The following is a 24,694-nucleotide window of genomic DNA, read 5'->3' as shown; positions in this document are numbered from 1 at the left end:
GAAAAGCTCTATCACCGCTTGTTTTGGTAATATTCCAGCCCATGGGTTATGTTTCCTTTTCAGCCTTTGCTGTGCACTGAACAAGTATTGCTGCAACTACAAGAAATAACGCACTGATTGCAAAAGTACTTTCATAGCCCATCAAATCAAATACTATGCCTCCCACCGAAGCACCTGAGGCAATGGAAAGTTGGATCACTGCGACCATCAACCCCCCTCCTGCTTCTGTGTTATTTGAAAATATTCGAGGTATCCAGCTCCACCAACCAACAGGCGCGGCAGTCGCGATAAACCCCCAAAGACTCAATAATACGGTGGCAGCAAGAGTGGAATAGCCAAAGAAAATAAGTGATACAGCAATACTGGCCATCAATAATGGAATCGTGATTAATATTTGATAGAACCCTATTTTTAATACACGATTAATCAGTAAAGTTCCGATAAATCCAGTAATACCAATAAGTAACAAGATAAATGTCACCATCGAGATATCGACTTTTACCACGGTCTCAAGAAAAGGGCGCACATAGGTAAATAAGGTAAATTGCCCCATAAAAAATAGACCGATAGCAAGCATACCCAGTGTGACAACCCGGTATTTAAAAAAGCTAAAAATACTGAGAATCTGAGGCGTATTTTGATGACTATTCGGAGCAGTTGGCATTGAGGGTAAACTCACCCATAACCACACAATAGTTGCAATCGCGATAGGTACTAAGCCTAAAAATGCCCCTCTCCACCCAATAGTTGAGCCTAAATAAGCCCCTAAAGGTGCAGCAATAACCGTTGCTAGTGCATTGCCGCTATTGAAAATAGCCAGTGCCTTAGGAACTTGATCTATCGGTACAAGGCGCATTGCTATCGCGGCAGACATAGACCAAAAACCGCCAACAACAACACCGATTAGCGCACGGCCAACCATATAAACATAATAATTAGGAGCCAAAGCAATCATTGCACCTGACAGCCCCATTAAGAACGCGAGCCCGAGCAATAAAGTTTTACGATTTAAATGACGAGTCAGCGCAGAAATAAATAAACTCGTTATGACAGCAAATATTCCTGAGATCGTAATACCTTGTCCTGCCATGCCTTCAGTTACCTGAAAATCAAGCGCTAACGGCGTTAACAAGCTCACAGGCATAAATTCTGAGGCAATCAATACAAAAACACATAGCGTCATGGCAAAAACTGCACTCCAATTCGCTCTTTCAGGAAAATTTCGCTTTTGAAAAATGACATTATCCATCAGTTATATTCGCCTATGTACCTACGATATTTAATGGACATCATCATGTCATACAGGTAATAATTTAATTAGTGGGTATAATCTTCATAAACTTGTGAGAAAAATTCATTAATTATGAAAGGTAAAATGAATGACTTGCACGCTTTTCTTATCATTGCTCAAGAGCAAAGTTTTACAAAAGCGGCCGCAAGACTGGGTGTGACGCCTTCAGCATTGAGCCATACAATACGACTTTTGGAAGAACGCTTAGGGATCCGGCTTCTCGCAAGAACAACCCGAAATGTTTCAGTGACAGAGGCTGGCGCACAGCTAATGAATGCCATCCACCCATTATTTGAACAGATTGATATTGAACTTAATGCATTAAGTGAGTTACGAGACAGCCCTAGAGGAACTATTCGCTTAAGTTGTACCGATGACCAAATAGAAATTTATATTCGACCAATATTGAATAATTTTTTACAAAAATATCCTGATATCACAATAGAAATATATGTGGACTATGGTTTTACAAACATTGTTGAAGAGCGTTTCGATGCAGGAATTCGAATTGGCGATGATATCAATAAAGACATGATAGCAGTTCGCATTGGGCCAGATTGGCGCTTAATTGCTGTCGCTTCACCGGACTATTTTAAACAGCACCCTAAGCCTTTATTTCCTAACGACTTATCTGAACATCAATGTATCAATATTCGCCATCGTGCTGCGGGGGCTATTTATGCATGGGAATTTAAACAAGATGGCCGTACAACGAGTATAAAGGTGGATGGGCAACTCGTTTTCAATAGTACACTACACCAGTTAAATGCAGCACTTGATGGAATGGGAATAGCCTATATTCCTGAACATTTAGCAGAGCCTTATATTGCCGAGGGTAAGTTACAGGCTGTATTAATCGATTATAGCCCTTACTTTGAAGGTTTCCATCTGTATTACCCAAACCGTCGCCAATCCTCACCCGCTTTTATGGCTTTTGTAGAAGCAATAAGGTATCGGAACAAAGGAGTCGCACTATGTGGGTAATGGCGTTGATATTAAATGAGTTTATGGAGTTGGCTAAATAGCAGTACCCCCATTAATGCCCCCAGATTGGCTTTTGAGTGATAGGTTTTTAGAAACAATCATTTCTTTCCTCTATTCTTCTGTACATCACTATTCTTTTTTAGTTAAAAAATCGATCCTTTTAGGGAGTCCTGAGTTGAGGCAATCAATAACAAAAATACTGCCAAACTTGGTTCACAATCGAAAATATGAGTTGCCCTTGTTTCATATTTTTGTTCTTCCAACAGCTTGAATGATTCATAAGCTTGTGTGTGTGACTTACCCACTTCAACCCCTTAGTTATCCTGATAAAAGACTAGGGAGCAAAACATTACGCAAAAACTAGCAAGCGGCTTCTTTTATTTACTTTTTTTCAATAAGTCTTTCAACGCCGCAATATTCGCCCTTGCCCCTTCAGCTTCTTTTAATTGGCGACGCTTTTGAGCATAAATATCAAACATTTCTTTGGCTTTTTCGTCAGCAATTTTCTTACTAATTCCACTAGCACCCTGCAAAACTTCACGCTCATTGAAACTTAAAAACTGATCCAGCTTGGTATCCCAATCCTGTAAGAAAACTTGCTTACGGCGCAGTGCTTGGTCTTCGGCAAAGTCGAGCCACATATTGACGATACGGTTTAATTCTTTGAGCTCATTTTCACGTAGATAATTCTTCGCAATCGTCACATCCGTTTTACGAACTTCGTCCGACTTATAGCTGGTTAAGCCCATATCCGGCTGGCTAGCATCTGCACGACTGGCTATAAGCTCAGCAGCAGTCATGCCAGTACAAGCAAAATGCAGTTTGTTTTGAATGGTTTGGAAGAAACGATTGGTTTCTTTATTGGAAGGCTCGTAATCCGCTGCCATAGTGAATATATCTTTCACCCGTAAATACACACGTCGCTCACTGGCGCGAATATCACGGATGCGTTCGAGCATCTCATCAAAGTAATCAGGCACGACTGACTGACCGACAGGCGGGTTCTTCAGTCGTTCATCATCCATCACAAACCCTTTGACCAGATACTGCTCCAGTATTTGCGTTGCCCATTGACGAAACTGTGTACCGCGAACCGAACGGACACGGTAACCGACAGCAAGAATGGCAGGTAAGCTATAATGGTCGATCTCTCTGGAGACCTGACGATTTCCCTCTAATCGAACTATCCGGAATTTCCGGATGGTTGCGTTTTGAGCAAGTTCCCCTTCAGAAAAAATATTAACAAGATGTTCGTTAATTGTACGAACATCTTTTCCATACAGTTCAGCAATGGATGCCTGAGATAACCACAGCGTATCAGACTCAAAGCGGCATTCAACGTGAGTTTGGCCATCTTCACTGCGGAACAAAACAAATTCGCCCTGTGGTGCTTCAGGAAGATTGTCGCTCATCAAATTGCCTCCGCTCTCTATACGTTATGCATAAAATATGAACAACAATATAGCATATTTAACAAAAAAATAAGGCCACCAGCAAATAGGTAGCAAGCACATTATTTTATGAAAAAACAATATACTACTATTATCTATATTCTTTCTTTGCAAGAAAAATATTCATGCATTTTTTCAGTCATTACCCACGGCGCTTTATTCAGTTTAATATCATCACAATGCTATTAATTGAACGAATATAAACTCGCTCACCTTTGACTTATGCTCTCGATAACTTATCTCACGTACACGAGTTTAGCAAACAACGAACAAACAGAAGCCTTCGATCCATTGGTGTTAACCTCGCCCCCCTCCATCGGTCATTTTATAGGGGGTTACCATTGGCCTTGAGGCCGCTACCTGGCGGGCGTAAGGCTTCATCGTGGGGGCATCCAAAAAATAGGGAAAAATTATGCCCCCAATTTTGCCCCCAAACAGGGGTATAAACCAGTAAACATGGGGAGAATCAGACAGACTCCGAGATGATTAATCTTATTGATTTAAAAGGAAAATGTAGATTTTAGGAGAAATTCAGAGACTGCGTTTGGCGGAGATAACATGATATTTTGCTGCTAGTTGTGGAATTAAATTACGGAACATAAAAGATGATGCTGCAAAGCCATGAAGTAACAATACTTTTTTATTGCTTGGACTTCCAGCTTCGCGATAAAAAATATTCATATCCCCTACTTGCTCATATCGATAATGACTTTGCAATTCTGTATTTGGTTTTATTTTCATAACAACCTCACGTAACCATTAAAATCAGATTTGAAGGTTACGATCTTTTAATGTAACCTGTCAAATACATTTTTCAGGTTAGGTTAAGCTATGCCAAATACCATTCAGGCTTCTCCGCTATTTCTTTCAGGAAATGTAGCACTAGATTTTATAAATACCCAGTATAGTGAGAATGGGATAGATAAAGATGTTTTGGCTAATAATCAAAGTGTTATAAGTTGGCTAGAACAAGTGGGGCAATTAAAGGAGTCACCTAATGTCATACCTATAGATTTAATGGTAATTTCCAAGCAATTAAGGACGGAACTAAAAAATATTATTGACCAATTACTCAATGGTCAGCCCCCCAAGTTGTCAGCGTTTAACCATCTCTTAGATGAAGTTCAATTTCTCGAACAATTAGATTGGGATAATGATAATAAAAAATTCATACTGCTAAAAAAATGCCGAGTTAAAAGCTCTCTCTCAATATTAGAGCCTGTTATTAGTTCAATGTTGTACTTACTTACTCATGAAAACATGCAATACATTCGGCAATGTGAAGCATCCGACTGCGTCTTATATTTTTTAGATTTAACTAAATCTCACCGTCGCCGCTGGTGTAGTATGTCAACATGTGGAAACCGTATGAAAGTTGCTGCATTTAGAGAGCGTAAGAAAAAACAATAAAATTGAGGTGTTAATTAGCACCTCAGTTTACTGAGTTTCACCTCTTTCGGCGTGTTTGGCTCCCCAGTCTCTCATCAAAATCAACAAAGGGGTTAATGTATTTCCATATTCAGTAAGGGAATATTCAACATGTGGAGGGACAATTTCGAATACTGTTCTCGTCACTATACCATCCTCAACTAGCTCTTTAAGTTGCATTGTTAGCATTCGCTGTGTAATGCCATTGATCATCCTTTTTAATGCGTTAAACCGACAAGTTTCATTTTCGAGTAAATGAAATAAAATTATTGGTTTCCATCTACCCCCAATAACTTTCAAGGTAGTGGTAACGGAACACCCATAAGGTTCATCATAATTCATTCGATTTCTCCATTGATATACAAAAAGACTATACATTATAAATGCCGTTTAATTATGTAAAGGATATTCTCTATATAAATCTTTTTTGAACCCAACAATAAAGATTGCAATGCCAATATCCAAATTCTTTCCAATAATAATAGCGCTTATAAGTAAGAAATTGATTTTAAATCACCTCCTTGACTTTTACACCAAGCCTTATACATTTCATATTGACATATCGGTAAATATCGATATCATGATACATCATAAATCTATTCAAGGCATTTTATATCATGGATCTATTGAAAATATTTAAAGCTCTTGCGAACTCGACTCGTCTTGAAATTTTGAATGGTTTAAAGGAGCCTGAAAAAAATTTCCCTCCACAGGATGAAGGCGATTTTAACACTGTAGGAGTTTGTGTTAGTAGTATTCAGGAATATGTTGGGTTATCACAGTCAACAGTGTCTGATTATCTTGCAACTCTGCAACGAGCGGGTTTAGTTGAAGTTAGGCGAATAGGTCAGTGGACTTACTATAAGCGGAATGAAGCAAATATCAGTTCGTTAGCTGAGCTTATTAAAGAGGAATTGTAATTTACATTTTAAAATCCAGATATCGAAATATCTCGATATTTGCTTCTACAAAAAGTGATAATGAACAAACCATTAAGTTATTAAATACTCCCAAGTTCGTATGATTTAAACAGGATAACACTATAATATTATTGAATTTTTAGTGTATTGAAAATAATGAGAGCAGTATGGGATTCGTTTAAGGAATGGATAAATATTCTATCCGTTTATCTTTTACCGCAGATGACTTGGCAAAAAAATTTTTATATTTGCTTGTAGTATTTTAGTGGGTACTTCAATAAACAATAGTTCAAATTATTTCACAACTAAAAACTTAATTAATGATTATTTACCGTATACAGACTAATCAGTTGGTTGAGCAAAAAATTATATTCATTAAGGTTATCATATGCTTAAAAATAAACTGTATAGTAACTCTTATGCTTCAATAGTGAAAGAAATATATCGGGGACTTATCTATGCATTGCCAGTATTAATTGGTTATATTCCTTTTGGTTTGCTTCTAGGAACACAGGCCGCACAAAAAGGGATATCCCCACTAGAAATGGGAATGATGACAGGTCTCAACTTTGGAGGTGGTTCTGAATTCGCGGTTATGCCGATATGGTCACCAATGCCCAATATACTAACAATCGTCCTGATCACGATACTGGTAAATAGTCGTTATCTAATCATGGGCATTACCTTTGCACCATTAATTTACCATTTACCGCCAAAAAAAGCGCTCCCTACACTGTTCGCTATGAGTGATGAAAGTTGGGCATTGGGAATGGCCGATGCAGCTCGCAGAAAAGCGAGTGGTCTAACTCCATTTAGTGGCTGGTTTTATATAGGTTTAGCTGGAGCTATGTGGTTGACTTGGGCCATTTCAACAATAGCTGGAGTAATCGTTGGACCTATGTTGGGTGATATCACTACTTGGGGCTTCGATATGGCATTTCCTGCTGTTTTTTTTGTCTTACTCAAGGGGATGTGGAAGGGCCTTAGAGCATCAATACCATGGGTTGTCAGCCTAATATGTGCTACCGTAACATACCAATTTATTTCAAATGCCTTATATGTACCTGTTGGAGTGGCCGCTGGATTCGCTACAATACTTCTGATGGGAGACAAGAATTGAGTTTACAAGTTTTATTCACTATCTTACTAATGGCTTTCAGTACTTTTGCGATCCGTTGCGCTGGTTATATAATTCTACGTAATCGTAATCTGAGCCCGAAAATACAGCAAATTATCGAAGCTGTTCCGGGCTGTGTACTGTTGACTGTAATCACTCCATATTTTGCTACTTCGTCCCCAGTAAATTTGTTAGCACTTGTAATATCAATTGTGGCTACATCACGTTTTTCCTTATTACCGGTGGTAATTATTAGTGTCGTATCAACTGCTGTTTTACGTGGGCTATTTTAATAAATATATTTCATGAATAGAAATACAGTACCATTCATGAAATGTGTCGTTTCTCTATTGTATTGTAAAATATCTATCACCTAAATATAAACTAAAAAATATGCTCAATCGGAGAGTTACAGTAATAGCTAAGAATTAGAAATAAAATATTTTAGATATCCATTAAAAATCTATGCAATATTATTCCAGAATAATTAACCTGGCTTGTATAGGGAAACTTAAAGCTCATGCGGATTAATATTATTTTTAGAACTTATCCTAAAAGGAATTATCGTACACTTAGTTAAAATAATTCCTGATGTCGAAATATGACAAGCAGAAAGTGACGAATTAGCAGTGATCTCTGGGGAAAAATGGCTACACACTCCCAGAGAACAAAATTCATCACCCGCTAGGGACACACCGCAAGCGCGTGGATAATCGTGCCACAGTGAACGCGATTTTATTCGTGTGCTCAGAACAGGTTGTCAGTGGCATGCCCTGAATGCAACAAGCATTTGCTGATCAAACTCTGCCAATCGCCGCTTCCAGGAGTACTGTAAGGCCGGCGTTTTCGAGCGGTTCTGACAGAACAGATTACTTTCCTGCGAGAAGTTGGATGCCATTGACTAGCCATAGTTGTCAATGGCCAGCGCGTATCTGGCAAAATTGGTCACCGGAAAACTAATCATCTGTATACCGTAGGGGCGTCATCACTACTATCAGCTTTCCGGATTAAACATGACTGAAGTTATCGAATAAATGATTAATCTTACCTAGATTCAGGTAACAGCCGCTATCCAAAAATCCCCCCGCACCAGTACATTTACTATAGGCCCGAACCTGTTGTGAGCAACAGAGCTGGCAGGCCCGCACACCGGGCTATCGTGAAATGATGATTACTGGAAAAGGAAAAAAATTTCGGCAATGACTGGTGAGTCAGGTTTTGTAATTATGAGCTTCTGACCAGTAACAGCGATAATTTACGGGCAAACGGCAGAACAAATAAGACTGTCGGAAAAGCAATAGCCCAAGATATACTCCATGATGTCAGCCACGGGGAAACCAGTTGCCAGGAAAAGCCCAGTGCTTTGACCGTACTGATAAAAGAAACAATACCGCTCATCACCAGCGATAAGAAAAAAGGAACCAGAAAGATTAACGCACGCTGAGGCAGCTTAGGAAAACCTAAAATATAATTTTTGTCCTGAAAAGACATAGATGACTCCGTATAGTGACGACACAACAACACATAACCGTTGTAATTTACAAAGTTACATGCGTTGATTAACGTAAACGCTTACGGGTCAGAGAATTGACCGTTGATGATGCAATTCTATGAGTCTGATTGCATTTGTCAAGTGCAATTTATTCTCAATACCGCAATGTTTTTTTAACCCTGATAATTCAAAATCGTATCTGCTGAGACAGAATAAGGGAAGTCAAAAGCAAGAGATAATTATATATCTATAAAGGCTATCATCATTTATTTAGTTATCTTTTCGGTATACAAAATGATACTACATTACAAAATTGTGCGTACTTATATAAAGAATCATATATGTATACACTGCATTTTAACTCAAACATGGAGATTAAAATGAAAGCGGTAATTATTAAACAATTCGGTGCATCACAGGTTATGGAGCTGGTTGAGCAATCAACACCGAAGCCGAAAGATGATGAAGTACTTGTTAAAATAAAAGCTACATCCATAAACCCAGTAGATATTCAAACTCGCCGTGGTGACTATAAAGATGCTATTTCGTTACCTGCAAAATTAGGTGTAGATTGCGCGGGAATTATTGAAGCAGTAGGCAAACACGTCCAAAACTTAAATGTTGGTGATGAAGTTTACTATGTGCCAAGATTGCTTGAAAATGAAGGTAGTTATGCTACCCATCATATTGAGAAAGCGGCAATTATAGCTAAAAAGCCAGCAACAATCACTTTTGAAGAGGCTGCTACACTACCTTTATCTGCGGGGACTGCTTGGGAATGTTTAGTCGAAAGGGGGCGTTTAAAAGCGGGTGATAACGTTCTAATTCATGGTGGAAGTGGTGGTGTTGGTGTTTATGCTCTACAAATTGCTAAATATTTTGGTGCTCATGTGGTTACTACCTGTAATAATACAAATGAAGGATTTGTAAAGCAATTGGGCGCTGACCAGTACTATGATTATAAGAGTGCTGGTTTATACGAGAAAATTTATAATGACCATCCTAACGGCTTCGATATTATATTAGATACTGTAGGTCAAAAAACCATAGAAAACAGTCTTGCTTTGCTAGCACATGCAGGAAAAATTGTTTCTATTGTCGATATGTCAACACCGCAAAACTTGATTAATGGTTGGTCAGCTAACGGTGAAATTCATTTTGTATTTACGACTCAATCAGCTAGAAGGTTGGCAGATATGGCAGATGTCATCGATAAAGGTGGTATCAAACCTATATTAGAGCGAACTATGATGCTAACCGATATTGTTGCGGCTCATGATTTAATTGAAGCTGGTACAAGAAAAGGTAAAATAGCCATTGCAATAAATGGCTAATTGATTCATAAAATAATATTAAAATTGTATGGTTCATAAACTAAATATTTAGTTTATGAACCATACCGTAGCTAATATAAAAATTTCAGATACATCACGCTATATAAGCACTGGATTCTAATCATAAACGTCAATATGAGACTCTTATTTTTAGGCATCTTTTGAATGACTTCATCATCTAAAATGATATTATTTCTTATCGGGTATATAGAAAGGCTCACTTTCAAATAGTTTATTAACCACAATCAACATGCAAGATCTTGCTTGGTTTCCTATTGTAAATAGTCAGATACATAAACATGAATCAACTTAATAGAGCATCTAGATGAGCCTTAGAAGGTTGATGTTTTAAATATAACCGTTCAGTTTCTCTAAAATTAGATAGCTATAATTAGATTTTCTGCCTTAAAAATTGCAGAGGTCATGATGAAGGAAGCCCGTTTTACTGAAACTCAAATCGTTAATATTTTAAAACTCGCTGATTCTGGTATGAAAGAGGACGATATTTGCCGCCAAAATGGGATCAGCAACGCCACTTATTATAATTGGAAATCAAAGTATGGTGACATGGAAGCTAATGATATTAGACGATTAAAAGAACTTGAAGATAAAAATGCGAAACTGAAAAAGCTCTTTGCGGAAGTTAGCCTTGAAAACCACGCGATGAAGGAGCTTTTCGCAAAAAAGGGTTGGTAGTGGCTGAAAAGAGATCCTGTGCTCAATCATTAAAAGAGGCAGGCTTATCAATCAAGTCATTAAGGCTTGTAAGCTAACGTCGTTGTCACGAGCCACGTTTTACCATCAGCAAATAGATTGGCGTAAAAAAGATCAAGTAATGATCGATGCCATACAATCGGTGTTAGCGAAATCACCACAATCGGGATTCTGGAAATGCTATTTTCGACTGAGATTTCAAGGCTATCCTTTTAATCATAAACGAATTTATCGCGTTTATTGTCGATTAGGATTAAACCTGAAACGACGGGGTAAAAAAGTACTTCCGATACATCAAAAAGGCCATTAGTGATTGAAAAATTCCCAAATATTCAATGGGCATTGGATTTTATGCACGACAGTTTATATTGCGGTAAGCGCTTCAGAACTCTCAACATTATTGATGAAGGAACGCGTGAATGCTTGGCGATTGAGGTTGATACGTCATTACCGGCTGAACGCGTCATCAGGTTGCTTGATCGTTTAAAAGCCGAAAGAGGGTTGCCGAAACAGATCCGATTCGATAATGGTCCTGAACTCATTTCAGTTAACTTATTGAATTATTGTGAAGATAACCAAATTTTACTGTGCCATATTCAACCGGGAAAACCGCAGCAAAATGGGTTTATCGAGCGTTTTAATGGTTCGTTCCGTCGTGAGTTTTTAAATGCGTATTTATTTGAATCGTTAAGCCAAGTGCGAGAATTAGCGTGGTTTTGGCTGCAAGATTATAACCAAAATCGAACTCACGAAAGTTTAAATCACCTCCCACCGGAGGCCTATCGTCAACAGTTAAAAAACTCTAAATTGGTGTGTCTCAATTAAAGGGAAGTGGACAGTTTTATAAGCTAATTCAAGACGGCGAGTTTCCTAAACCTATCAAACTAGGACGTAGCTCTCGTTGGTTACGGAGTGAAGTTGAAAACTGGCTGCAGCAACGGATTACTGAATCGAGAAAAAATAACTAACTATGTTATTGGAATAATATAGATATATATTGCTTTATTTATAATGCTAGGTCATAGGTTCAACTTCTATTATCGGTGTCATCTCAACGTCCCCAGACGTCCGTACTCATCTGTAAACACCTTGATTTATAATGATTATACTGCTTTTTAGTCAATCATTATCCGTAACCATCTGATAGAGTCCGATACTGAATCTATATAGGATTGTGTATATGTTCCTGTTCGGTTTTGGATTCTTATACACATGCATTTAAACAATATGCCAATTCGCTGTAAAACCCATACACTTGAAGCACGGCAAAGACTGTCATTGCTTATAAACACTTTGTAAAATTCAAATACAAGAGACTATAAAAAGGCAGCTAGGAATGGTAGCTAAATTACTGCTCCAGTTGATAAATACCTCTAGCCACGAACACCAAATTCATTAAAGACTCGATAGGTTTATTTAAACTAGTAATATTATTTGTATCAACATGACAAAAATGAGAGGTATAAATTTTTAATCTATTCTCACTTAACTTTCTTATATCTAAGACTAACTTTAAATTAGCCTTAGATTTTTAACACAATAGATAATAGTTTAGTCTAAAAAATCAATGCTATTGCCCATCAATACTATTAATGATTATTTAATAATAACTACTCTTATGCCTCCTTTAATATGAATTTAACAACACTTTTTAGCATATCTAAATCAAGAGTTTTATCAATATCAGGGTTCCTTAAAGCATTCACTGATAACCCATGTAAAATTGCACTAATGATTTCAAGCTTTGATTTCATTTCTGATTTTTTATATTTAAAAATTCCCAAAATTGACTCTTGAAATTCTTTATTCTCTTTGTGAACCACTTTTGATATAAATGGGTTTCTAGCTGCTTCAGCTAAAGTTTCCATCATCAATGAAGCTCTTTGTGTATTTTTATGTATAGCTGCTGCAATGGCAAAATCTTCAATTAACATATCTATCGCTTCATCGTCATTTACTGCCTGACGAGCTTTCTCAATAAAAAGGTCAGCATCACTTTTTTCATTTCGCACAATCTCTGCAATAATATCTTCTTTGCTTTTAAAATAGTGGTATATATGTCCAGTACTCATATTTGCTTTTTCTGCTATTTGGGCTAAGCTCGTTTTATGAAAACCTCTAATGCTGAAGCACTCAGCTGCCGCACCTAGTACTTGGGCCTTACGTTTTTTAGCTGTATCAGAGTCATCCTTCTCTATACCTCTTATATCTTTAGAAATCATAAAGTACCTCTATAACTATTATATCAATAAGTTAATGTAGCTCTTTTCATCAAAAGTATAAACTAATTCTACTTGACCTAGATTGGTTACTCAACCTAGAATGCGTGATTAAAAAATTTGGTATAGATATAGCTATATATCTCCATTAAATAGGTTGGTTAACCAGTTTTTTTTTAAATCAGGATCTGTTTTCCTTTTGTGGTCTTTCAATTCCGACCACTTATAGGTTGGTTGACCAACCTATAAGTGAGTAGGTATGAAATAATGCACAATACTCTTTTATATCAATAGATTATGTTTTTTACTAGAGTATTCATTTTACATTATAGATAGGTTGACTTTATATGAACAAGAAACTAAAACTTCCCAGTAAGAACATAATGTTAGCTATATTAACATCTTTCGTACTTACATCTTGTGAAAAAAACGTGGAAGATATTGAAAAAAAAAGCCAAATAATAGAGGTATCTACGATTGAGCTGGTACCAAAAACATTAGTACTCTCAACTGAATTACCAGGTAGAACATCCCCTTTTTTAATTGCCGAAATCAGACCGCAAGTCGGAGGAATTCTTCAAAAAAGATACTTTGAAGAAGGCTCTAAAATTCAAGTAGGGCAACCACTTTATCAGATAGATCCCGCCCCCTACAAAACAACATTAGCAAAAGCGCAAGCAAACTTAGAAGCTCTAAGATTACTCTCTAAAAGGTATGACAGCTTAGTGATAAGTAATGCTGTTAGTCAGCAAGATAGAGATGACGCTCGTTCAAAATATTTGCAGGCAAAAGCCTCTGTAGAAAGTGCAAAAATTGATTTAGGTTATACTCAAATAACGGCGCCAATATCAGGCCGTATAGGTCGTTCATCTTTTACTCAAGGCGCATTGTTAACGGCTAATCAAGTATTGCCACTAGCAACTATTCAGCAATTAGACCCTATTTATGTAGATATTGTACAGTCATCAACGTCATTACTTCGTTTAAAAGATGAACTAGAAAGCGGAAAATTAAAAAATATTGGTAATAGCCAAGTCGCTGTTGAATTAACGCTAGAAAACGGTAAACAATACAATCACCAAGGAAAGTTGCAATTTTCTGAAATAACTGTAGATGAAGGTACTGGCGCTGTAACTTTAAGAGCTGTTTTTCCCAATCCAAACGGAACGTTACTTCCAGGCATGTTTGTACATGCCCAACTTCAAGAAGGAAGCCTCGAAAATGCGATATTAGTCCCGCAAAAAGGTATCACCTGGGATCTTGATGGGAAAGCGACAGCATTGGTCGTTAATAACAAAAATACAGTAGAATTACGATATATCACCGTTGATAGGACGATCGGAAATAATTGGTTAGTTTCTGAGGGATTGTCCTCTGGTGATAAGGTTATTATTGAAGGTTTACAGAAAGTCCAGCCAGGTTCTATTGTTCATATCACTTCAAATAATACTATTAATGATTTTCCGACGAAAAACTCAAGTCAAAAAGATGAAAAAGACAATATAACATCTTCCATTATATTGCCTGCAACACATCAAAAAGAAGATGATTAAGGAAAATCTCAATGTCAAAATTTTTTATTGATCGACCTATATTTGCTTGGGTTATTGCAATTATTATTATGATAGCTGGTGCTTTATCAATTAAAGTGCTTCCTATTAACCAGTATCCCAATATTGCCGCACCAGCAATTCAAATTAGCGGTACATACCCAGGAGCCTCTGCACAAACTGTTCAAGATACGGTTGTACAAGTTATTGAACAACAGCTAAATGGCCTTGATAACCTCAGATATATTAGTTCAAATGGTAATGCTGATGGAAGTTTCTCAATTACAGTCACTTTTGACCAAGGAACAGACCCAGACATTGCTCAAGTACAAGTACAAAATAAATTATCGCTTGCAACACCATTAGTGCCTGACGAGGTGCAACAACAAGGCATCCGGGTCGCTAAGTTCCAAATCAATTTTATGTTAGTTATGGGGTTAATTTCTACCGATGGAAAAATGAGTAGCTTTGACCTTGGCGACTATATAGTTTCTAACTTACAAGACCCTCTATCAAGAACAAAAGGCGTTGGCGACTTCATGGTTCTTGGAGCCCAAAATGCGATGCGTATTTGGTTAGACCCTGTGAAATTAGTTAGCTATAACCTGACTCCCTTAGATGTTAGCGACGCAATAAGATCACAGAACGTACAAGTTTCATCAGGACAATTAGGGGGACTACCAACAACTAAAAATGTTCAATTAAATGCAACTATTATCGGAAAAACACGATTTGAAACACCAGAGCAGTTTGAGAATATTTTACTCAAAATGAATACAGATGGTTCACAAGTTCGTTTAAAAGATGTGGCTAAAGTTGAATTAGGTTCTGAAAATTTTTATATACAAGCTAACTATGGTGAGAATCAACCTTCTGCAGGTATAGCATTAAGATTAGCAAGTGGTGCTAATGCCCTAGAAACTATTAATGCAGTTAAAGATACTTTAAAAGATTTGGAGGCAACTTTCCCTAATGGTGTAAAAGTTGTTTATCCTTACGACACATCCACAGTAATAAGCACTTCTATAGAAGGCGTAGTAGATACTTTATTTGAAGCGATTGTGTTAGTTTTTCTCGTCATGTTCTTATTTTTACAAAATTGGCGAGCAACACTTATTCCTACTTTAGCAGTACCTGTGGTGCTTTTGGGTACACTAGGCGTAATGGCAGCATTTGGTTTTACTATTAATATTTTGACTATGTTTGGCCTAGTACTTGCCATTGGCTTATTAGTTGATGATGCAATCGTCGTTGTTGAAAATGTTGAGCGCTTAATGGTTGATGAAAAACTATCTCCAATTGAGGCAACCCGTAAATCAATGGACCAGATTACTGGGGCGCTAATTGGTATAGGAGTAGTTTTATCTGCAGTATTTGTTCCAATGGCATTCTTTGGCGGATCAACTGGTGTAATTTATCGACAATTTTCTATCACTATTGTTTCAGCAATGGCTCTTTCAGTTATTGTTGCGCTAATTTTTACCCCCGCGCTCTGCGCTACAATATTAAAACCGGTGGTAGAAGGACATGAACACAAAAATAGATTTTTTGGTTGGTTTAACCGTTTCTTTGAGTATTCAACAAATAAGTATATTAATGGACTAACTCGTTTGCTCAAAGCAAGAAAAAGTGGCATGGCTGCGTTTACTCTTATTACTTGTTCTCTTATTGTCCTATTTCCAATGATGCCTACATCATTTCTCCCAGATGAAGACCAAGGCACTATGCTCGTTCAAGTACAAATGCCAGCAAATAGTAGCGCAGAACGAACACAAAAGGTTCTCTCTGAAATTGCAAAATATATGCTTGATGATGAAAGTGAAACTGTTGAGTCTGTGATGACGGTTTCTGGTTTTAACTTTCCCCCTGTGTCAGGATAGTTGTCGCCTCAGTTTTTCATAAAAATATAACAGGGAGCGGTAAGTTAGATATTAGTGAAGCATTATCCTGAAGATCATAAGAAAGCCATCATTAGAAAGCTGGTTGAAAGTGGCTTATCATTACGCCAATTCGCAAAGCTAGAAAGTATCAACTTATCTACTTTGTATTCATGGCGAGATAAGTATTTAAAAGCAGGTTCTAGTTTGGCTGATAGCAATAGTTCAGATGGTTGGTCACCAGAGCAAAAGTTCTCAATTGTTTTAGAAACAGCAGCATTGAGCGAAATTGAGTTAAGTGAGTATTGCCGTGAAAAAGGGCTTTACCCTGAGCAAGTTAAAGAATGGAAGCGAAGCTGCATTGCAGGCAATCAAACTAAAGCCCAGCAACGTAAGCAATTAACCCAAGAGCGAAAGGATGATCGTAAGCGGATTAAAGAGTTAGAAAGAGAGTTAAAGCGCAAAGATGCTGCGCTTGCTGAAACGGCAGCGTTGTTGGTGCTCAGAAAAAAGTTAAATGCCTACTGGGGGGAAGACGAGGACAATTAACCTCACTCACAGATAGGCAGCATTACGCATCTCTGATTGATGAAGCAGTCGGCTCAGGTGCTAGAAAAGAGAAAGCCTGTGAAGAAGTTGGTATGTCTGTACGCACATTACAACGCTGGCAGGAAAGCGGTGAAATCAGTGGTGACAAAAGACCTACAGCTGATAGGCCAGAACCGAGTAACAAGCTCACTGAGGAAGAGCAGCAAGCGATATTAGCTACCTGTAACCAAGAAGAATACGCCAATTTAGGGCCAAGTCAGATAGTGCCAATGCTGGCAGATAACGGGCAATATCTCGCGTCTGAATCGAGCTTTTATCGTGTGTTGAAAGCCAATGACCAGCTAGCCCATCGAGGTAAAGCAAAACCTAAAGGTAGCCGAGCTAAACCTAAGGGGTACACAGCGACAGCGCCAAACCAAGTGTGGACTTGGGATATTAGTTACTGCCCGTCAACGGTCATTGGTCGGTTCTTCTACCTCTACATGATAATCGACATCTTCAGCCGTAAGGTTGTCGGGTGGGAAGTTCATGACAGTGAATCAGGTGAACATGCTGCCCAATTGCTTGAGCGCACGCTCTGGTCTGAGAAATGCGTTAAAAAAGACGTGGTATTGCATTCAGATAACGGTAGCCCGATGAAATGTTTGACGATGCAAGCCAAAATGCTTGATATGGGTGTCATTGGCTCTCGTAGCCGCCCCGGTGTCAGCAATGATAATCCGTACTCAGAATCATTGTTCCGCACGGTCAAATACAGTCACCGCTGGCCAAGCGAAGGCTTTAAAAGCCTTGAAGATGCAAGAGCTTGGATGAAAGGCTTCGCTCAATGGTACAACACTGAGCACAGGCATAGTCGCATCAAATTCGTGACACCAGCGCAACGCCATAATGGTGAAGATAAAGCGATATTGGCAAGACGCCATGAGCTATATACCAAAGCGCAAAAAAAGAACCCTAACCGCTGGTCAAAGGGTATTAGAAACTGGGAGGAAATCGGTGATGTGAAATTAAACCCAGAGAACAAAAAAGAAGCTGCTTAACAGCTCAGGCGACAACTACCTTGAAAAACGCCGCTTTGCAGGTCGTGGACAAGGATCAGGTATGGCTTTTGTACAATTAAAACCTTGGTCAGAACGAAAACTAAGTGTTTTTCAATTAGCTGATCGCTCTATGTCCAGATTTAATAATATTAAAGAAGCTAATGTTATCGCATTTGCTCCCCCCGCAGTTATGGAACTTGGAAATGCAACAGGATTTAATTTATTTTTAGAAAACAAAGGAGGATATAGTCACGCAGAGCTAATGCAAGCGCGTAATCAAGTATTAGGAATGGCAGCGCAAGACCCTGCACTTTCTATGGTTCGCCCAAACGGCATGAATGATGAGCCCCAATTCCAAATAATAATTGACGATGAAAAAGTCAAAGCACTTGGACTTAATTTAAGTGATGTAAACAATACGATGTCTGCAGCATGGGGATCTTCCTATGTAAATGACTTTATCGATAAAGGTCGAGTAAAAAAAGTCTATATTCAAGGAATCCCTGATTCACGTATATCCCAAGAAGATTTTGACAAATGGTATGTGCGTAATAAGGATGGCAAAATGGTCTCTTTTGCTTCTTTCGCTACAGGTAAATGGATTTATGGCTCACCTAAATTAGAGCGTTATAACGGAGTTCCTGCCATTGAATTATTAGGGGCACCTTCTCCCGGTAAAAGCTCAGGAGAAGCAATGGCGGCTATCGAAAAAATAGCTGAATCATTACCTGAAGGGATACGTGCGGCGTTTTTCAAGGTAGTTGTCGCCTGAGCTGTTAAGCAGCTTCTTTTTTGTTCTCTGGGTTTAATTTCACATCACCGATTTCCTCCCAGTTTCTAATACCCTTTGACCAGCGGTTAGGGTTCTTTTTTTGCGCTTTGGTATATAGCTCATGGCGTCTTGCCAATATCGCTTTATCTTCACCATTATGGCGTTGCGCTGGTGTCACGAATTTGATGCGACTATGCCTGTGCTCAGTGTTGTACCATTGAGCGAAGCCTTTCATCCAAGCTCTTGCATCTTCAAGGCTTTTAAAGCCTTCGCTTGGCCAGCGGTGACTGTATTTGACCGTGCGGAACAATGATTCTGAGTACGGATTATCATTGCTGACACCGGGGCGGCTACGAGAGCCAATGACACCCATATCAAGCATTTTGGCTTGCATCGTCAAACATTTCATCGGGCTACCGTTATCTGAATGCAATACCACGTCTTTTTTAACGCATTTCTCAGACCAGAGCGTGCGCTCAAGCAATTGGGCAGCATGTTCACCTGATTCACTGTCATGAACTTCCCACCCGACAACCTTACGGCTGAAGATGTCGATTATCATGTAGAGGTAGAAGAACCGACCAATGACCGTTGACGGGCAGTAACTAATATCCCAAGTCCACACTTGGTTTGGCGCTGTCGCTGTGTACCCCTTAGGTTTAGCTCGGCTACCTTTAGGTTTTGCTTTACCTCGATGGGCTAGCTGGTCATTGGCTTTCAACACACGATAAAAGCTCGATTCAGACGCGAGATATTGCCCGTTATCTGCCAGCATTGGCACTATCTGACTTGGCCCTAAATTGGCGTATTCTTCTTGGTTACAGGTAGCTAATATCGCTTGCTGCTCTTCCTCAGTGAGCTTGTTACTCGGTTCTGGCCTATCAGCTGTAGGTCTTTTGTCACCACTGATTTCACCGCTTTCCTGCCAGCGTTGTAATGTGCGTACAGACATACCAACTTCTTCACAGGCTTTCTCTTTTCTAGCACCTGAGCCGACTGCTTCATCAATCAGAGATGCGTAATGCTGCCTATCTGTGAGTGAGGTTAATTGTCCTCGTCTTCCCCCCAGTAGGCATTTAACTTTTTTCTGAGCACCAACAACGCTGCCGTTTCAGCAAGCGCAGCATCTTTGCGCTTTAACTCTCTTTCTAACTCTTTAATCCGCTTACGATCATCCTTTCGCTCTTGGGTTAATTGCTTACGTTGCTGGGCTTTAGTTTGATTGCCTGCAATGCAGCTTCGCTTCCATTCTTTAACTTGCTCAGGGTAAAGCCCTTTTTCACGGCAATACTCACTTAACTCAATTTCGCTCAATGCTGCTGTTTCTAAAACAATTGAGAACTTTTGCTCTGGTGACCAACCATCTGAACTATTGCTATCAGCCAAACTAGAACCTGCTTTTAAATACTTATCTCGCCATGAATACAAAGTAGATAAGTTGATACTTTCTAGCTTTGCGAATTGGCGTAATGATAAGCCACTTTCAACCAGCTTTCTAATGATGGCTTTCTTATGATCTTCAGGATAATGCTTCACTAATATCTAACTTACCGCTCCCTGTTATATTTTTATGAAAAACTGAGGCGACAACTATCCTGACACAGGGGGCGTGTAGCATGGACTGGATTGTCATATGAAGAATTATTATCGGGCTCACAAGCCCCTGCATTGTATGCACTATCCCTCACTATTGTATTTTTATGCCTTGCTGCTTTATATGAAAGTTGGTCTATTCCTATCGCAGTTATTTTAGTAGTGCCACTTGGTGTAATTGGAACTGTTATTGCCACATTGCTTAGAGAGCTTGGAAATGATGTATTTTTCCAAGTAGGGCTACTAACCATCGTTGGATTGTCAGCTAAAAATGCAATTTTAATTGTTGAATTTGCAAAAGAACTGGTAGAAAAACAAGGAAAATCACTCATCGATGCTGCAATAGAAGCTGCACGGCTGAGACTACGTCCTATTATAATGACATCATTAGCATTCACTGCGGGAGTTATTCCTCTTGCCATATCTACTGGGGCTAGTGCAGGGAGTAAACATTCAATTGGTACAGGAGTTGTCGGCGGAATGGTATCTGCAACATTCCTTGCCATCTTTTTTGTTCCTTTATTCTTCGTTGTAGTCATTTCTGTCTTTGAAAGAATACAGCGTATCAGGAAAAAAAATTCATAAGCTAAAGAAAAATAACTGGATATCAGAATTTAAAATTAAATTCTGATATCCAAATTCAGATTCAATGGGAATATTATGACACCGAGAATAAATATTACCTCTTCAGAAACTCGAGAAAAAATTTTAGATTCAGCAGAATGGTGTTATAGCCAAAAAGGTGTATCACAGACAACTCTCTCCGATATAGCAAAGAAGGCTGGTTATACTCGAGGAGCTATATACTGGTATTTTTCAAGTCGTGATGAGCTATTACGGACGGTAATTGATAGAGGAAAACTTGATATATTGACCCGTCTTGAATTTATATCCAAGACGAAAAAAGATAAAATTCTACCCGAATTAATTGAGTGCTTACATCAATGCATACACGATGCATTCTTTGATTCACACACTCGTAATATAATTGAAATCATATTTCATCGTTGTGATACCGCTGAAATCGAAAAAATAAAATCAATAAGTCCCCTATTGTCTGAACAAGAAAAAATACTGAGCACACTAACAGCGATATTAAAAAAGGCTAGAATAAATAATGAGATAACGAATGATATGAATGAAGAAACCTTCTCCTATTTAATTTATTTTTTCTTGATTGGCCTTGCCAGATCACAGATCATCACAAATAAAGACATGTTAAGTACAGCATTGAACTCTCTTAATTTACTATTAAAAAATAATCTATAGAACACTTGATAAATTATTTCTCAACGGAGTTATTACTAAACATGAAAAAAAACTCAATAAAATTACAAGAAGAAACCACCAAAGACATTATCAATTGGATTGAGTGTAACATAGACCAAAAAATTGATTTAAATATGGTCGCAGAAAAATCAGGATATACAAAATGGTATTTCCAACGATTATTTAAAGAATATACCGGTATATCTATTGGTCATTATATTAGATGTCGACGATTATCAAATGCAGCTATAGATTTGAAACAATCAAACAATAGAATTCTTGATATATCAATTAAATACAACTTTGACTCACAGCAAAGTTTTTCCCGATCATTTAAATCACTATTTAAAATAACCCCACTAGAATATAGACGAAGTGAAAAAATAAAATTAGATGCTTTTCAGATCCCCTTCATTTGCAACCGAGAGTTTATCTTTGATTATGAAATTAAAAAATTACAGATGCCAGACTTATATCTTCATAAGTCTGAAAAAAACCAAAGCACAATAAAAGAAATAAAAAAAAAGTTATGGAAATATCTGCCAAATAAAAATGGCACCATTCCAAATAAAATTATTTTCTTTAGAGACATAGAAAAAAACCAAAAAGAAATGAAATATAATTACACAATGACATCTGAAGAAAACATAGGAACAAATAAATTCAATCATAACGTTACGGAGGGAGATTTCATTGAGTTCAAAATAACCAATAAAAAAATTAATATTGATATAGATAGAATAATACAATTAATGAATTACTTTGCAATTAATAAATTGAATTTAAATGTATTAATAAAAACCAATATTGAACTGTACAAAATAAAGGAAGGAACTAATTATAATGATTTTATTGATAATCCTTCTAATTATATTTATGAGGTTAGGTACTATATACCTATCCATGAAAAAAATAACATTATTTAGTCAATCAGCAGCCCCATAAAAATCGTCTGCTTGGAGCATCATTTCTACCGCTTTAATTTTCGCGATTGATATATAGTAGAGCTTATGACACGTGTAACGTTTAACTCGCTAGACTTAGTTTCCATCGTTATGCGCTACCCACTATTTAGCGATCATACACGATGACATCTTTAAGAATTACACTTTCCATTTTTTGCCTAGAAAACTCTTTAATTTACTTTATTATTAAATCTGAATTAAAGAGAAGTGAATAGGTACTTCGATACAGGGTGTTTGATAAATAGAAATGATGTTTTCATAAAGATCCATACCAGAACTATTAGAAAATCCTGAAATTCTAACTTTCATAGTTGAATCGCCTCCATAGATTAGAGCTAAAAATGCCTTACTTAAGATTTGATATATTAGTGTGATTACCAAGGAAGCCTGATGACATAATTACCATCCAACTTTATCGTATTCACACTAGTACGTACAGGTCATAATACTAAAAGAAATTCTTCTTCAATACTTTTTGCTTTTTCATACTCAAAAGCTGTAAGTATTTTTTTTTCATCTAAACGAATAACCTTCGCATTTTTTGAAAGGGTATCCAATGCACTATGCTGCATTGCACAAATAATATACTGCTTGTTTTCAGTAACCCCCCTAGCAATTGCCTCAACTATTTTCTTATAATTTTCTGTAGATTGCTCTTGTTGGTTAGGGGTATCAATAACAAGAGGTGGTATGGCCTCACAACAATGTTCTGCAATATGCTCATACAAAAGCCAAATAATATCCTAAAACAGCCCTTGCATCCTCTGCTGCACCACCAACTTCATATATTTTATTATAGTCAAGTGGGCTAGTTATAAGTGAAGCATCAATGTTAACCTTTAACTTTGCTATATACTTAAAGAATGTATTCGAGAAATTTTCTTTTACAGTGTCTCTTTGCTCCTTTGTAATCAAAGCCTTTTGAGTTTTCTTTAAATTCCTCTCTTCTATTTCTTTTGTTTCAAGAACGACCGATTTCTTTTCAATAATAATATCAACTTGTTTATCAACATTATTAGCAGTAAACGTTGAAAACTCCTTTGAATTACTTGATTCAAACGCTAACTGTGAATTTAATAATTTTTCTTTAAGCTTTGAAAGCATCTCATTCAAGTGAGTTAAATCTCTTTGAGCGTTAACTCTTTCATTCTTCAATGAAAATAATTGTCTTTCGGCACTTTCTTTATCAATAAGAATGCTACTTCTATGTGCTATAGAGTTCTCGTGAATTGTTCCACATGTAGGACATTCAATACTTCCTTCACTCATATTTTCCACAGAAAAAATGTAATCTTTATCCAACTCATTAACTATGGACTCTGCAAGTTTTACTTGAGAATCAAGACTAATAATATCAATTTTTAAATTAGCAGACTCGTCTAAATTATTTTTAATTAACTCTTCATATTCTAATATATCACTAGCTAAACTTTCAGAATCAATAATATACTCCTGCTGAATTACATTGTTTTTTAAAATAGCAACAGCATTAGTTAGCTCATTGATATTACTTTTAACTTCATCTACTTGAGATTTAACTTCATAAATATCTTCCTCAATAACAAAGTGTTCCTTCGAAACAAGGCCAGCATGGAAAGATATTACAGGCTTAGCCCATTTACTATATTGCTGTAAATTCAAAAATGAATCCCATGGTTTAACCCATGTCCTCTTCTGGTCAATATAAAAAGGTAAAAAATAATATGCAGGCGGGGGAACTTCTAAATTAAAACTATTTTTTTTTGGTAACAAAACATCGAAAAAAACCAATTTTGAGAATAAATCCGAAAACTCACCAGTAATTTTACTATAATTTTTTAATATACCACCATTTTTTTGAAAGGTCATTTCATTTTTATAGCGATGAATAGAATATGACTCACCATCTATACTGAAATTTATAATCGATGAGCAATCCAATGCCTTCCAAACATTAGAAAACAATGGTTCACAACCAAATGACCAAAAAATCATTTTAGCTAACGTCGATTTACCAACGCTATTACCATCATTAGCAGTTATTAGAGTCAGATTCTTTCCGAACTCGAATTGCCTCGCGGACTTTGTTGAATGAGATATTATTATTATTTTCTCTAAAATTAACTTTCTCATGTAATTTTATCCTTAAG

20 protein-coding genes and 6 pseudogenes are annotated in these 24,694 nt (G+C 37.3%); 16 read left to right on the top strand and 10 right to left on the bottom strand.

Going from position 1 to position 24,694, the window contains the following annotated elements:
• Positions 1 to 46: 46 nt before the first annotated feature.
• Positions 47 to 1,249: an MFS transporter gene (locus CYG50_RS20065; protein ID WP_102140590.1), complete on the bottom strand. Its 1,203-nt coding sequence runs from the start codon at positions 1,247 to 1,249 to the stop codon at positions 47 to 49.
• Between the two features lie 126 nt (positions 1,250 to 1,375).
• Here CYG50_RS20065 and CYG50_RS20060 point away from each other — a divergent pair, with 126 nt between their 5' ends.
• On the top strand, positions 1,376 to 2,275 hold the full coding sequence (locus CYG50_RS20060) for a LysR family transcriptional regulator (RefSeq protein ID WP_202981447.1): 900 nt from the start codon (positions 1,376 to 1,378) through the stop codon (positions 2,273 to 2,275).
• Between the two features lie 143 nt (positions 2,276 to 2,418).
• Here CYG50_RS20060 and CYG50_RS22940 read toward each other — a convergent pair whose 3' ends face one another.
• The 3 genes and pseudogenes from CYG50_RS22940 to CYG50_RS20050 form a co-directional block, all read right to left on the bottom strand.
• On the bottom strand, positions 2,419 to 2,580 hold the full coding sequence (locus CYG50_RS22940; protein ID WP_168222873.1) for a hypothetical protein: 162 nt from the start codon (positions 2,578 to 2,580) through the stop codon (positions 2,419 to 2,421).
• Positions 2,581 to 2,652: 72 nt separating this feature from the next.
• Positions 2,653 to 3,687 (bottom strand): virulence RhuM family protein, encoded by a 1,035-nt coding sequence (locus tag CYG50_RS20055; protein ID WP_102140588.1) that lies wholly within the window; start codon positions 3,685 to 3,687, stop codon positions 2,653 to 2,655.
• 588 nt (positions 3,688 to 4,275) lie between these two features.
• A pseudogene (locus CYG50_RS20050) lies at positions 4,276 to 4,467 on the bottom strand (alpha/beta fold hydrolase); the annotation flags it as partial.
• Between the two features lie 90 nt (positions 4,468 to 4,557).
• Between CYG50_RS20050 and CYG50_RS20045 the strand changes: the two are divergent.
• Positions 4,558 to 5,136 carry a CGNR zinc finger domain-containing protein gene (locus CYG50_RS20045; protein ID WP_102140587.1) on the top strand — a complete coding sequence of 193 codons (579 nt, stop codon included), beginning with the start codon at positions 4,558 to 4,560 and terminating at the stop codon, positions 5,134 to 5,136.
• 27 nt (positions 5,137 to 5,163) lie between these two features.
• Here the strand turns inward: CYG50_RS20045 and CYG50_RS20040 are convergent, their stop codons facing one another.
• Entirely contained in the window at positions 5,164 to 5,496 is a 333-nt protein-coding gene (locus CYG50_RS20040) for a winged helix-turn-helix transcriptional regulator (protein ID WP_102140586.1), read from the bottom strand.
• Positions 5,497 to 5,771: 275 nt separating this feature from the next.
• Between CYG50_RS20040 and CYG50_RS20035 the strand changes: the two genes are divergently transcribed.
• The 4 genes and pseudogenes from CYG50_RS20035 to CYG50_RS20020 form a co-directional block, all read left to right on the top strand.
• Positions 5,772 to 6,074, top strand: a complete 303-nt coding sequence (locus tag CYG50_RS20035; RefSeq protein ID WP_102140585.1) for an ArsR/SmtB family transcription factor — start codon at positions 5,772 to 5,774, stop codon at positions 6,072 to 6,074.
• 388 nt (positions 6,075 to 6,462) lie between these two features.
• The gene (locus tag CYG50_RS20030; RefSeq protein WP_102140584.1) at positions 6,463 to 7,194 is read left to right on the top strand and encodes an AzlC family ABC transporter permease; all 732 of its coding nucleotides are present in this window, start codon (positions 6,463 to 6,465) and stop codon (positions 7,192 to 7,194) included.
• The gene (locus tag CYG50_RS20025) at positions 7,092 to 7,484 is read left to right on the top strand and encodes a branched-chain amino acid transport AzlD family protein (RefSeq protein WP_102140583.1); all 393 of its coding nucleotides are present in this window, start codon (positions 7,092 to 7,094) and stop codon (positions 7,482 to 7,484) included. Before CYG50_RS20030 ends, CYG50_RS20025 begins: the two co-directional genes overlap by 103 nt.
• A gap of 353 nt (positions 7,485 to 7,837) precedes the next feature.
• Positions 7,838 to 8,048, top strand: a pseudogene (locus CYG50_RS20020) (transposase); the annotation flags it as partial.
• 367 nt (positions 8,049 to 8,415) lie between these two features.
• Here CYG50_RS20020 and CYG50_RS20010 read toward each other — a convergent pair.
• Positions 8,416 to 8,682, bottom strand: coding sequence for a DUF2798 domain-containing protein (locus CYG50_RS20010; RefSeq protein WP_102140582.1), 267 nt, complete (start codon positions 8,680 to 8,682; stop codon positions 8,416 to 8,418).
• Positions 8,683 to 9,063: 381 nt separating this feature from the next.
• Here CYG50_RS20010 and CYG50_RS20005 point away from each other — a divergent pair, with 381 nt between their 5' ends.
• The 3 genes and pseudogenes from CYG50_RS20005 to CYG50_RS19995 all read left to right on the top strand — a co-directional run.
• Positions 9,064 to 10,017 carry a zinc-binding dehydrogenase gene (locus tag CYG50_RS20005; protein WP_102140581.1) on the top strand — a complete coding sequence of 318 codons (954 nt, stop codon included), beginning with the start codon at positions 9,064 to 9,066 and terminating at the stop codon, positions 10,015 to 10,017.
• A 426-nt stretch (positions 10,018 to 10,443) separates the two neighbouring features.
• Positions 10,444 to 11,556: pseudogene (locus CYG50_RS20000) on the top strand (IS3 family transposase).
• Positions 11,557 to 11,570: 14 nt separating this feature from the next.
• Positions 11,571 to 11,699 (top strand): annotated as a pseudogene (locus tag CYG50_RS19995) (helix-turn-helix transcriptional regulator); the annotation flags it as partial.
• A 648-nt stretch (positions 11,700 to 12,347) separates the two neighbouring features.
• Here the strand turns inward: CYG50_RS19995 and CYG50_RS19990 are convergent.
• Positions 12,348 to 12,953 (bottom strand): TetR/AcrR family transcriptional regulator, encoded by a 606-nt coding sequence (locus CYG50_RS19990; protein ID WP_102140579.1) that lies wholly within the window; start codon positions 12,951 to 12,953, stop codon positions 12,348 to 12,350.
• Between the two features lie 344 nt (positions 12,954 to 13,297).
• Here CYG50_RS19990 and CYG50_RS19985 point away from each other — a divergent pair, with 344 nt between their 5' ends.
• The 4 genes and pseudogenes from CYG50_RS19985 to CYG50_RS19970 all read left to right on the top strand — a co-directional run bounded on the left by CYG50_RS19985 (position 13,298) and on the right by CYG50_RS19970 (position 18,738).
• Positions 13,298 to 14,503, top strand: a complete 1,206-nt coding sequence (locus CYG50_RS19985; RefSeq protein ID WP_148241606.1) for an efflux RND transporter periplasmic adaptor subunit — start codon at positions 13,298 to 13,300, stop codon at positions 14,501 to 14,503.
• 11 nt (positions 14,504 to 14,514) lie between these two features.
• Positions 14,515 to 16,362 (top strand): annotated as a pseudogene (locus CYG50_RS19980) (efflux RND transporter permease subunit); the annotation flags it as partial.
• A 72-nt stretch (positions 16,363 to 16,434) separates the two neighbouring features.
• A protein-coding gene (locus tag CYG50_RS19975) for an IS3 family transposase (protein WP_374189495.1) occupies positions 16,435 to 17,966 on the top strand; the annotation gives its coding sequence in 2 pieces (ribosomal slippage) (positions 16,435 to 16,897 and positions 16,897 to 17,966; 1,533 coding nt in all).
• Positions 17,959 to 18,738 carry an efflux RND transporter permease subunit gene (locus tag CYG50_RS19970; protein ID WP_102140842.1) on the top strand — a complete coding sequence of 260 codons (780 nt, stop codon included), beginning with the start codon at positions 17,959 to 17,961 and terminating at the stop codon, positions 18,736 to 18,738. The genes CYG50_RS19975 and CYG50_RS19970 overlap by 8 nt, the downstream gene beginning before the upstream one ends.
• 4 nt (positions 18,739 to 18,742) lie before the next feature.
• Here the strand turns inward: CYG50_RS19970 and CYG50_RS19965 are convergent.
• A protein-coding gene (locus CYG50_RS19965; RefSeq protein WP_374189495.1) for an IS3 family transposase occupies positions 18,743 to 20,274 on the bottom strand; the annotation gives its coding sequence in 2 pieces (ribosomal slippage) (positions 18,743 to 19,812 and positions 19,812 to 20,274; 1,533 coding nt in all).
• 72 nt (positions 20,275 to 20,346) lie between these two features.
• Here CYG50_RS19965 and CYG50_RS19960 point away from each other — a divergent pair.
• The 3 genes and pseudogenes from CYG50_RS19960 to CYG50_RS19950 form a co-directional block, all read left to right on the top strand.
• Positions 20,347 to 20,916 (top strand): annotated as a pseudogene (locus CYG50_RS19960) (efflux RND transporter permease subunit); the annotation flags it as partial.
• A gap of 75 nt (positions 20,917 to 20,991) precedes the next feature.
• Positions 20,992 to 21,600, top strand: a complete 609-nt coding sequence (locus tag CYG50_RS19955) for a TetR family transcriptional regulator (RefSeq protein WP_102140158.1) — start codon at positions 20,992 to 20,994, stop codon at positions 21,598 to 21,600.
• A 41-nt stretch (positions 21,601 to 21,641) separates the two neighbouring features.
• A complete protein-coding gene (locus CYG50_RS19950; RefSeq protein ID WP_102140157.1) occupies positions 21,642 to 22,526 on the top strand; it encodes a helix-turn-helix domain-containing protein in 885 nt (294 codons plus the stop codon).
• Positions 22,527 to 23,005: 479 nt separating this feature from the next.
• Here the strand turns inward: CYG50_RS19950 and CYG50_RS23165 are convergent, their stop codons facing one another.
• Both CYG50_RS23165 and CYG50_RS19945 read right to left on the bottom strand, forming a co-directional pair.
• The gene (locus tag CYG50_RS23165; RefSeq protein WP_238706817.1) at positions 23,006 to 23,293 is read right to left on the bottom strand and encodes a hypothetical protein; all 288 of its coding nucleotides are present in this window, start codon (positions 23,291 to 23,293) and stop codon (positions 23,006 to 23,008) included.
• Complete coding sequence (locus CYG50_RS19945) at positions 23,286 to 24,677, bottom strand: hypothetical protein (protein ID WP_238706816.1); 1,392 nt, start codon at positions 24,675 to 24,677, stop codon at positions 23,286 to 23,288. Before CYG50_RS19945 ends, CYG50_RS23165 begins: the two co-directional genes overlap by 8 nt.
• Positions 24,678 to 24,694 lie beyond the last annotated feature (17 nt).

The sequence above is a fragment of the Providencia huaxiensis genome, from assembly GCF_002843235.3.
Taxonomy (GTDB): domain Bacteria; phylum Pseudomonadota; class Gammaproteobacteria; order Enterobacterales; family Enterobacteriaceae; genus Providencia; species Providencia huaxiensis.
Note: the sequence above shows the minus strand (reverse complement) of the source record. Positions and strands in the feature narration are given on the sequence as shown.

What these genes read in the sequence shown, in the direction of transcription:
- CYG50_RS20065 (WP_102140590.1), bottom strand. Translation starts at nt 1,249, where the DNA reads ATGGATAATGTCATTTTTCAAAAGCGAAATTTTCCTGAAAGAGCGAAT.
- CYG50_RS20060 (WP_202981447.1), top strand. Translation starts at nt 1,376, where the DNA reads ATGAATGACTTGCACGCTTTTCTTATCATTGCTCAAGAGCAAAGTTTT.
- CYG50_RS20055 (WP_102140588.1), bottom strand. Translation starts at nt 3,687, where the DNA reads ATGAGCGACAATCTTCCTGAAGCACCACAGGGCGAATTTGTTTTGTTC.
- CYG50_RS20045 (WP_102140587.1), top strand. Translation starts at nt 4,558, where the DNA reads ATGCCAAATACCATTCAGGCTTCTCCGCTATTTCTTTCAGGAAATGTA.
- CYG50_RS20040 (WP_102140586.1), bottom strand. Translation starts at nt 5,496, where the DNA reads ATGAATTATGATGAACCTTATGGGTGTTCCGTTACCACTACCTTGAAA.
- CYG50_RS20035 (WP_102140585.1), top strand. Translation starts at nt 5,772, where the DNA reads ATGGATCTATTGAAAATATTTAAAGCTCTTGCGAACTCGACTCGTCTT.
- CYG50_RS20030 (WP_102140584.1), top strand. Translation starts at nt 6,463, where the DNA reads ATGCTTAAAAATAAACTGTATAGTAACTCTTATGCTTCAATAGTGAAA.
- CYG50_RS20025 (WP_102140583.1), top strand. Translation starts at nt 7,092, where the DNA reads ATGTGCTACCGTAACATACCAATTTATTTCAAATGCCTTATATGTACC.
- CYG50_RS20010 (WP_102140582.1), bottom strand. Translation starts at nt 8,682, where the DNA reads ATGTCTTTTCAGGACAAAAATTATATTTTAGGTTTTCCTAAGCTGCCT.
- CYG50_RS20005 (WP_102140581.1), top strand. Translation starts at nt 9,064, where the DNA reads ATGAAAGCGGTAATTATTAAACAATTCGGTGCATCACAGGTTATGGAG.
- CYG50_RS19990 (WP_102140579.1), bottom strand. Translation starts at nt 12,953, where the DNA reads ATGATTTCTAAAGATATAAGAGGTATAGAGAAGGATGACTCTGATACA.
- CYG50_RS19985 (WP_148241606.1), top strand. Translation starts at nt 13,298, where the DNA reads ATGAACAAGAAACTAAAACTTCCCAGTAAGAACATAATGTTAGCTATA.
- CYG50_RS19955 (WP_102140158.1), top strand. Translation starts at nt 20,992, where the DNA reads ATGACACCGAGAATAAATATTACCTCTTCAGAAACTCGAGAAAAAATT.
- CYG50_RS19950 (WP_102140157.1), top strand. Translation starts at nt 21,642, where the DNA reads ATGAAAAAAAACTCAATAAAATTACAAGAAGAAACCACCAAAGACATT.
- CYG50_RS19945 (WP_238706816.1), bottom strand. Translation starts at nt 24,677, where the DNA reads ATGAGAAAGTTAATTTTAGAGAAAATAATAATAATATCTCATTCAACA.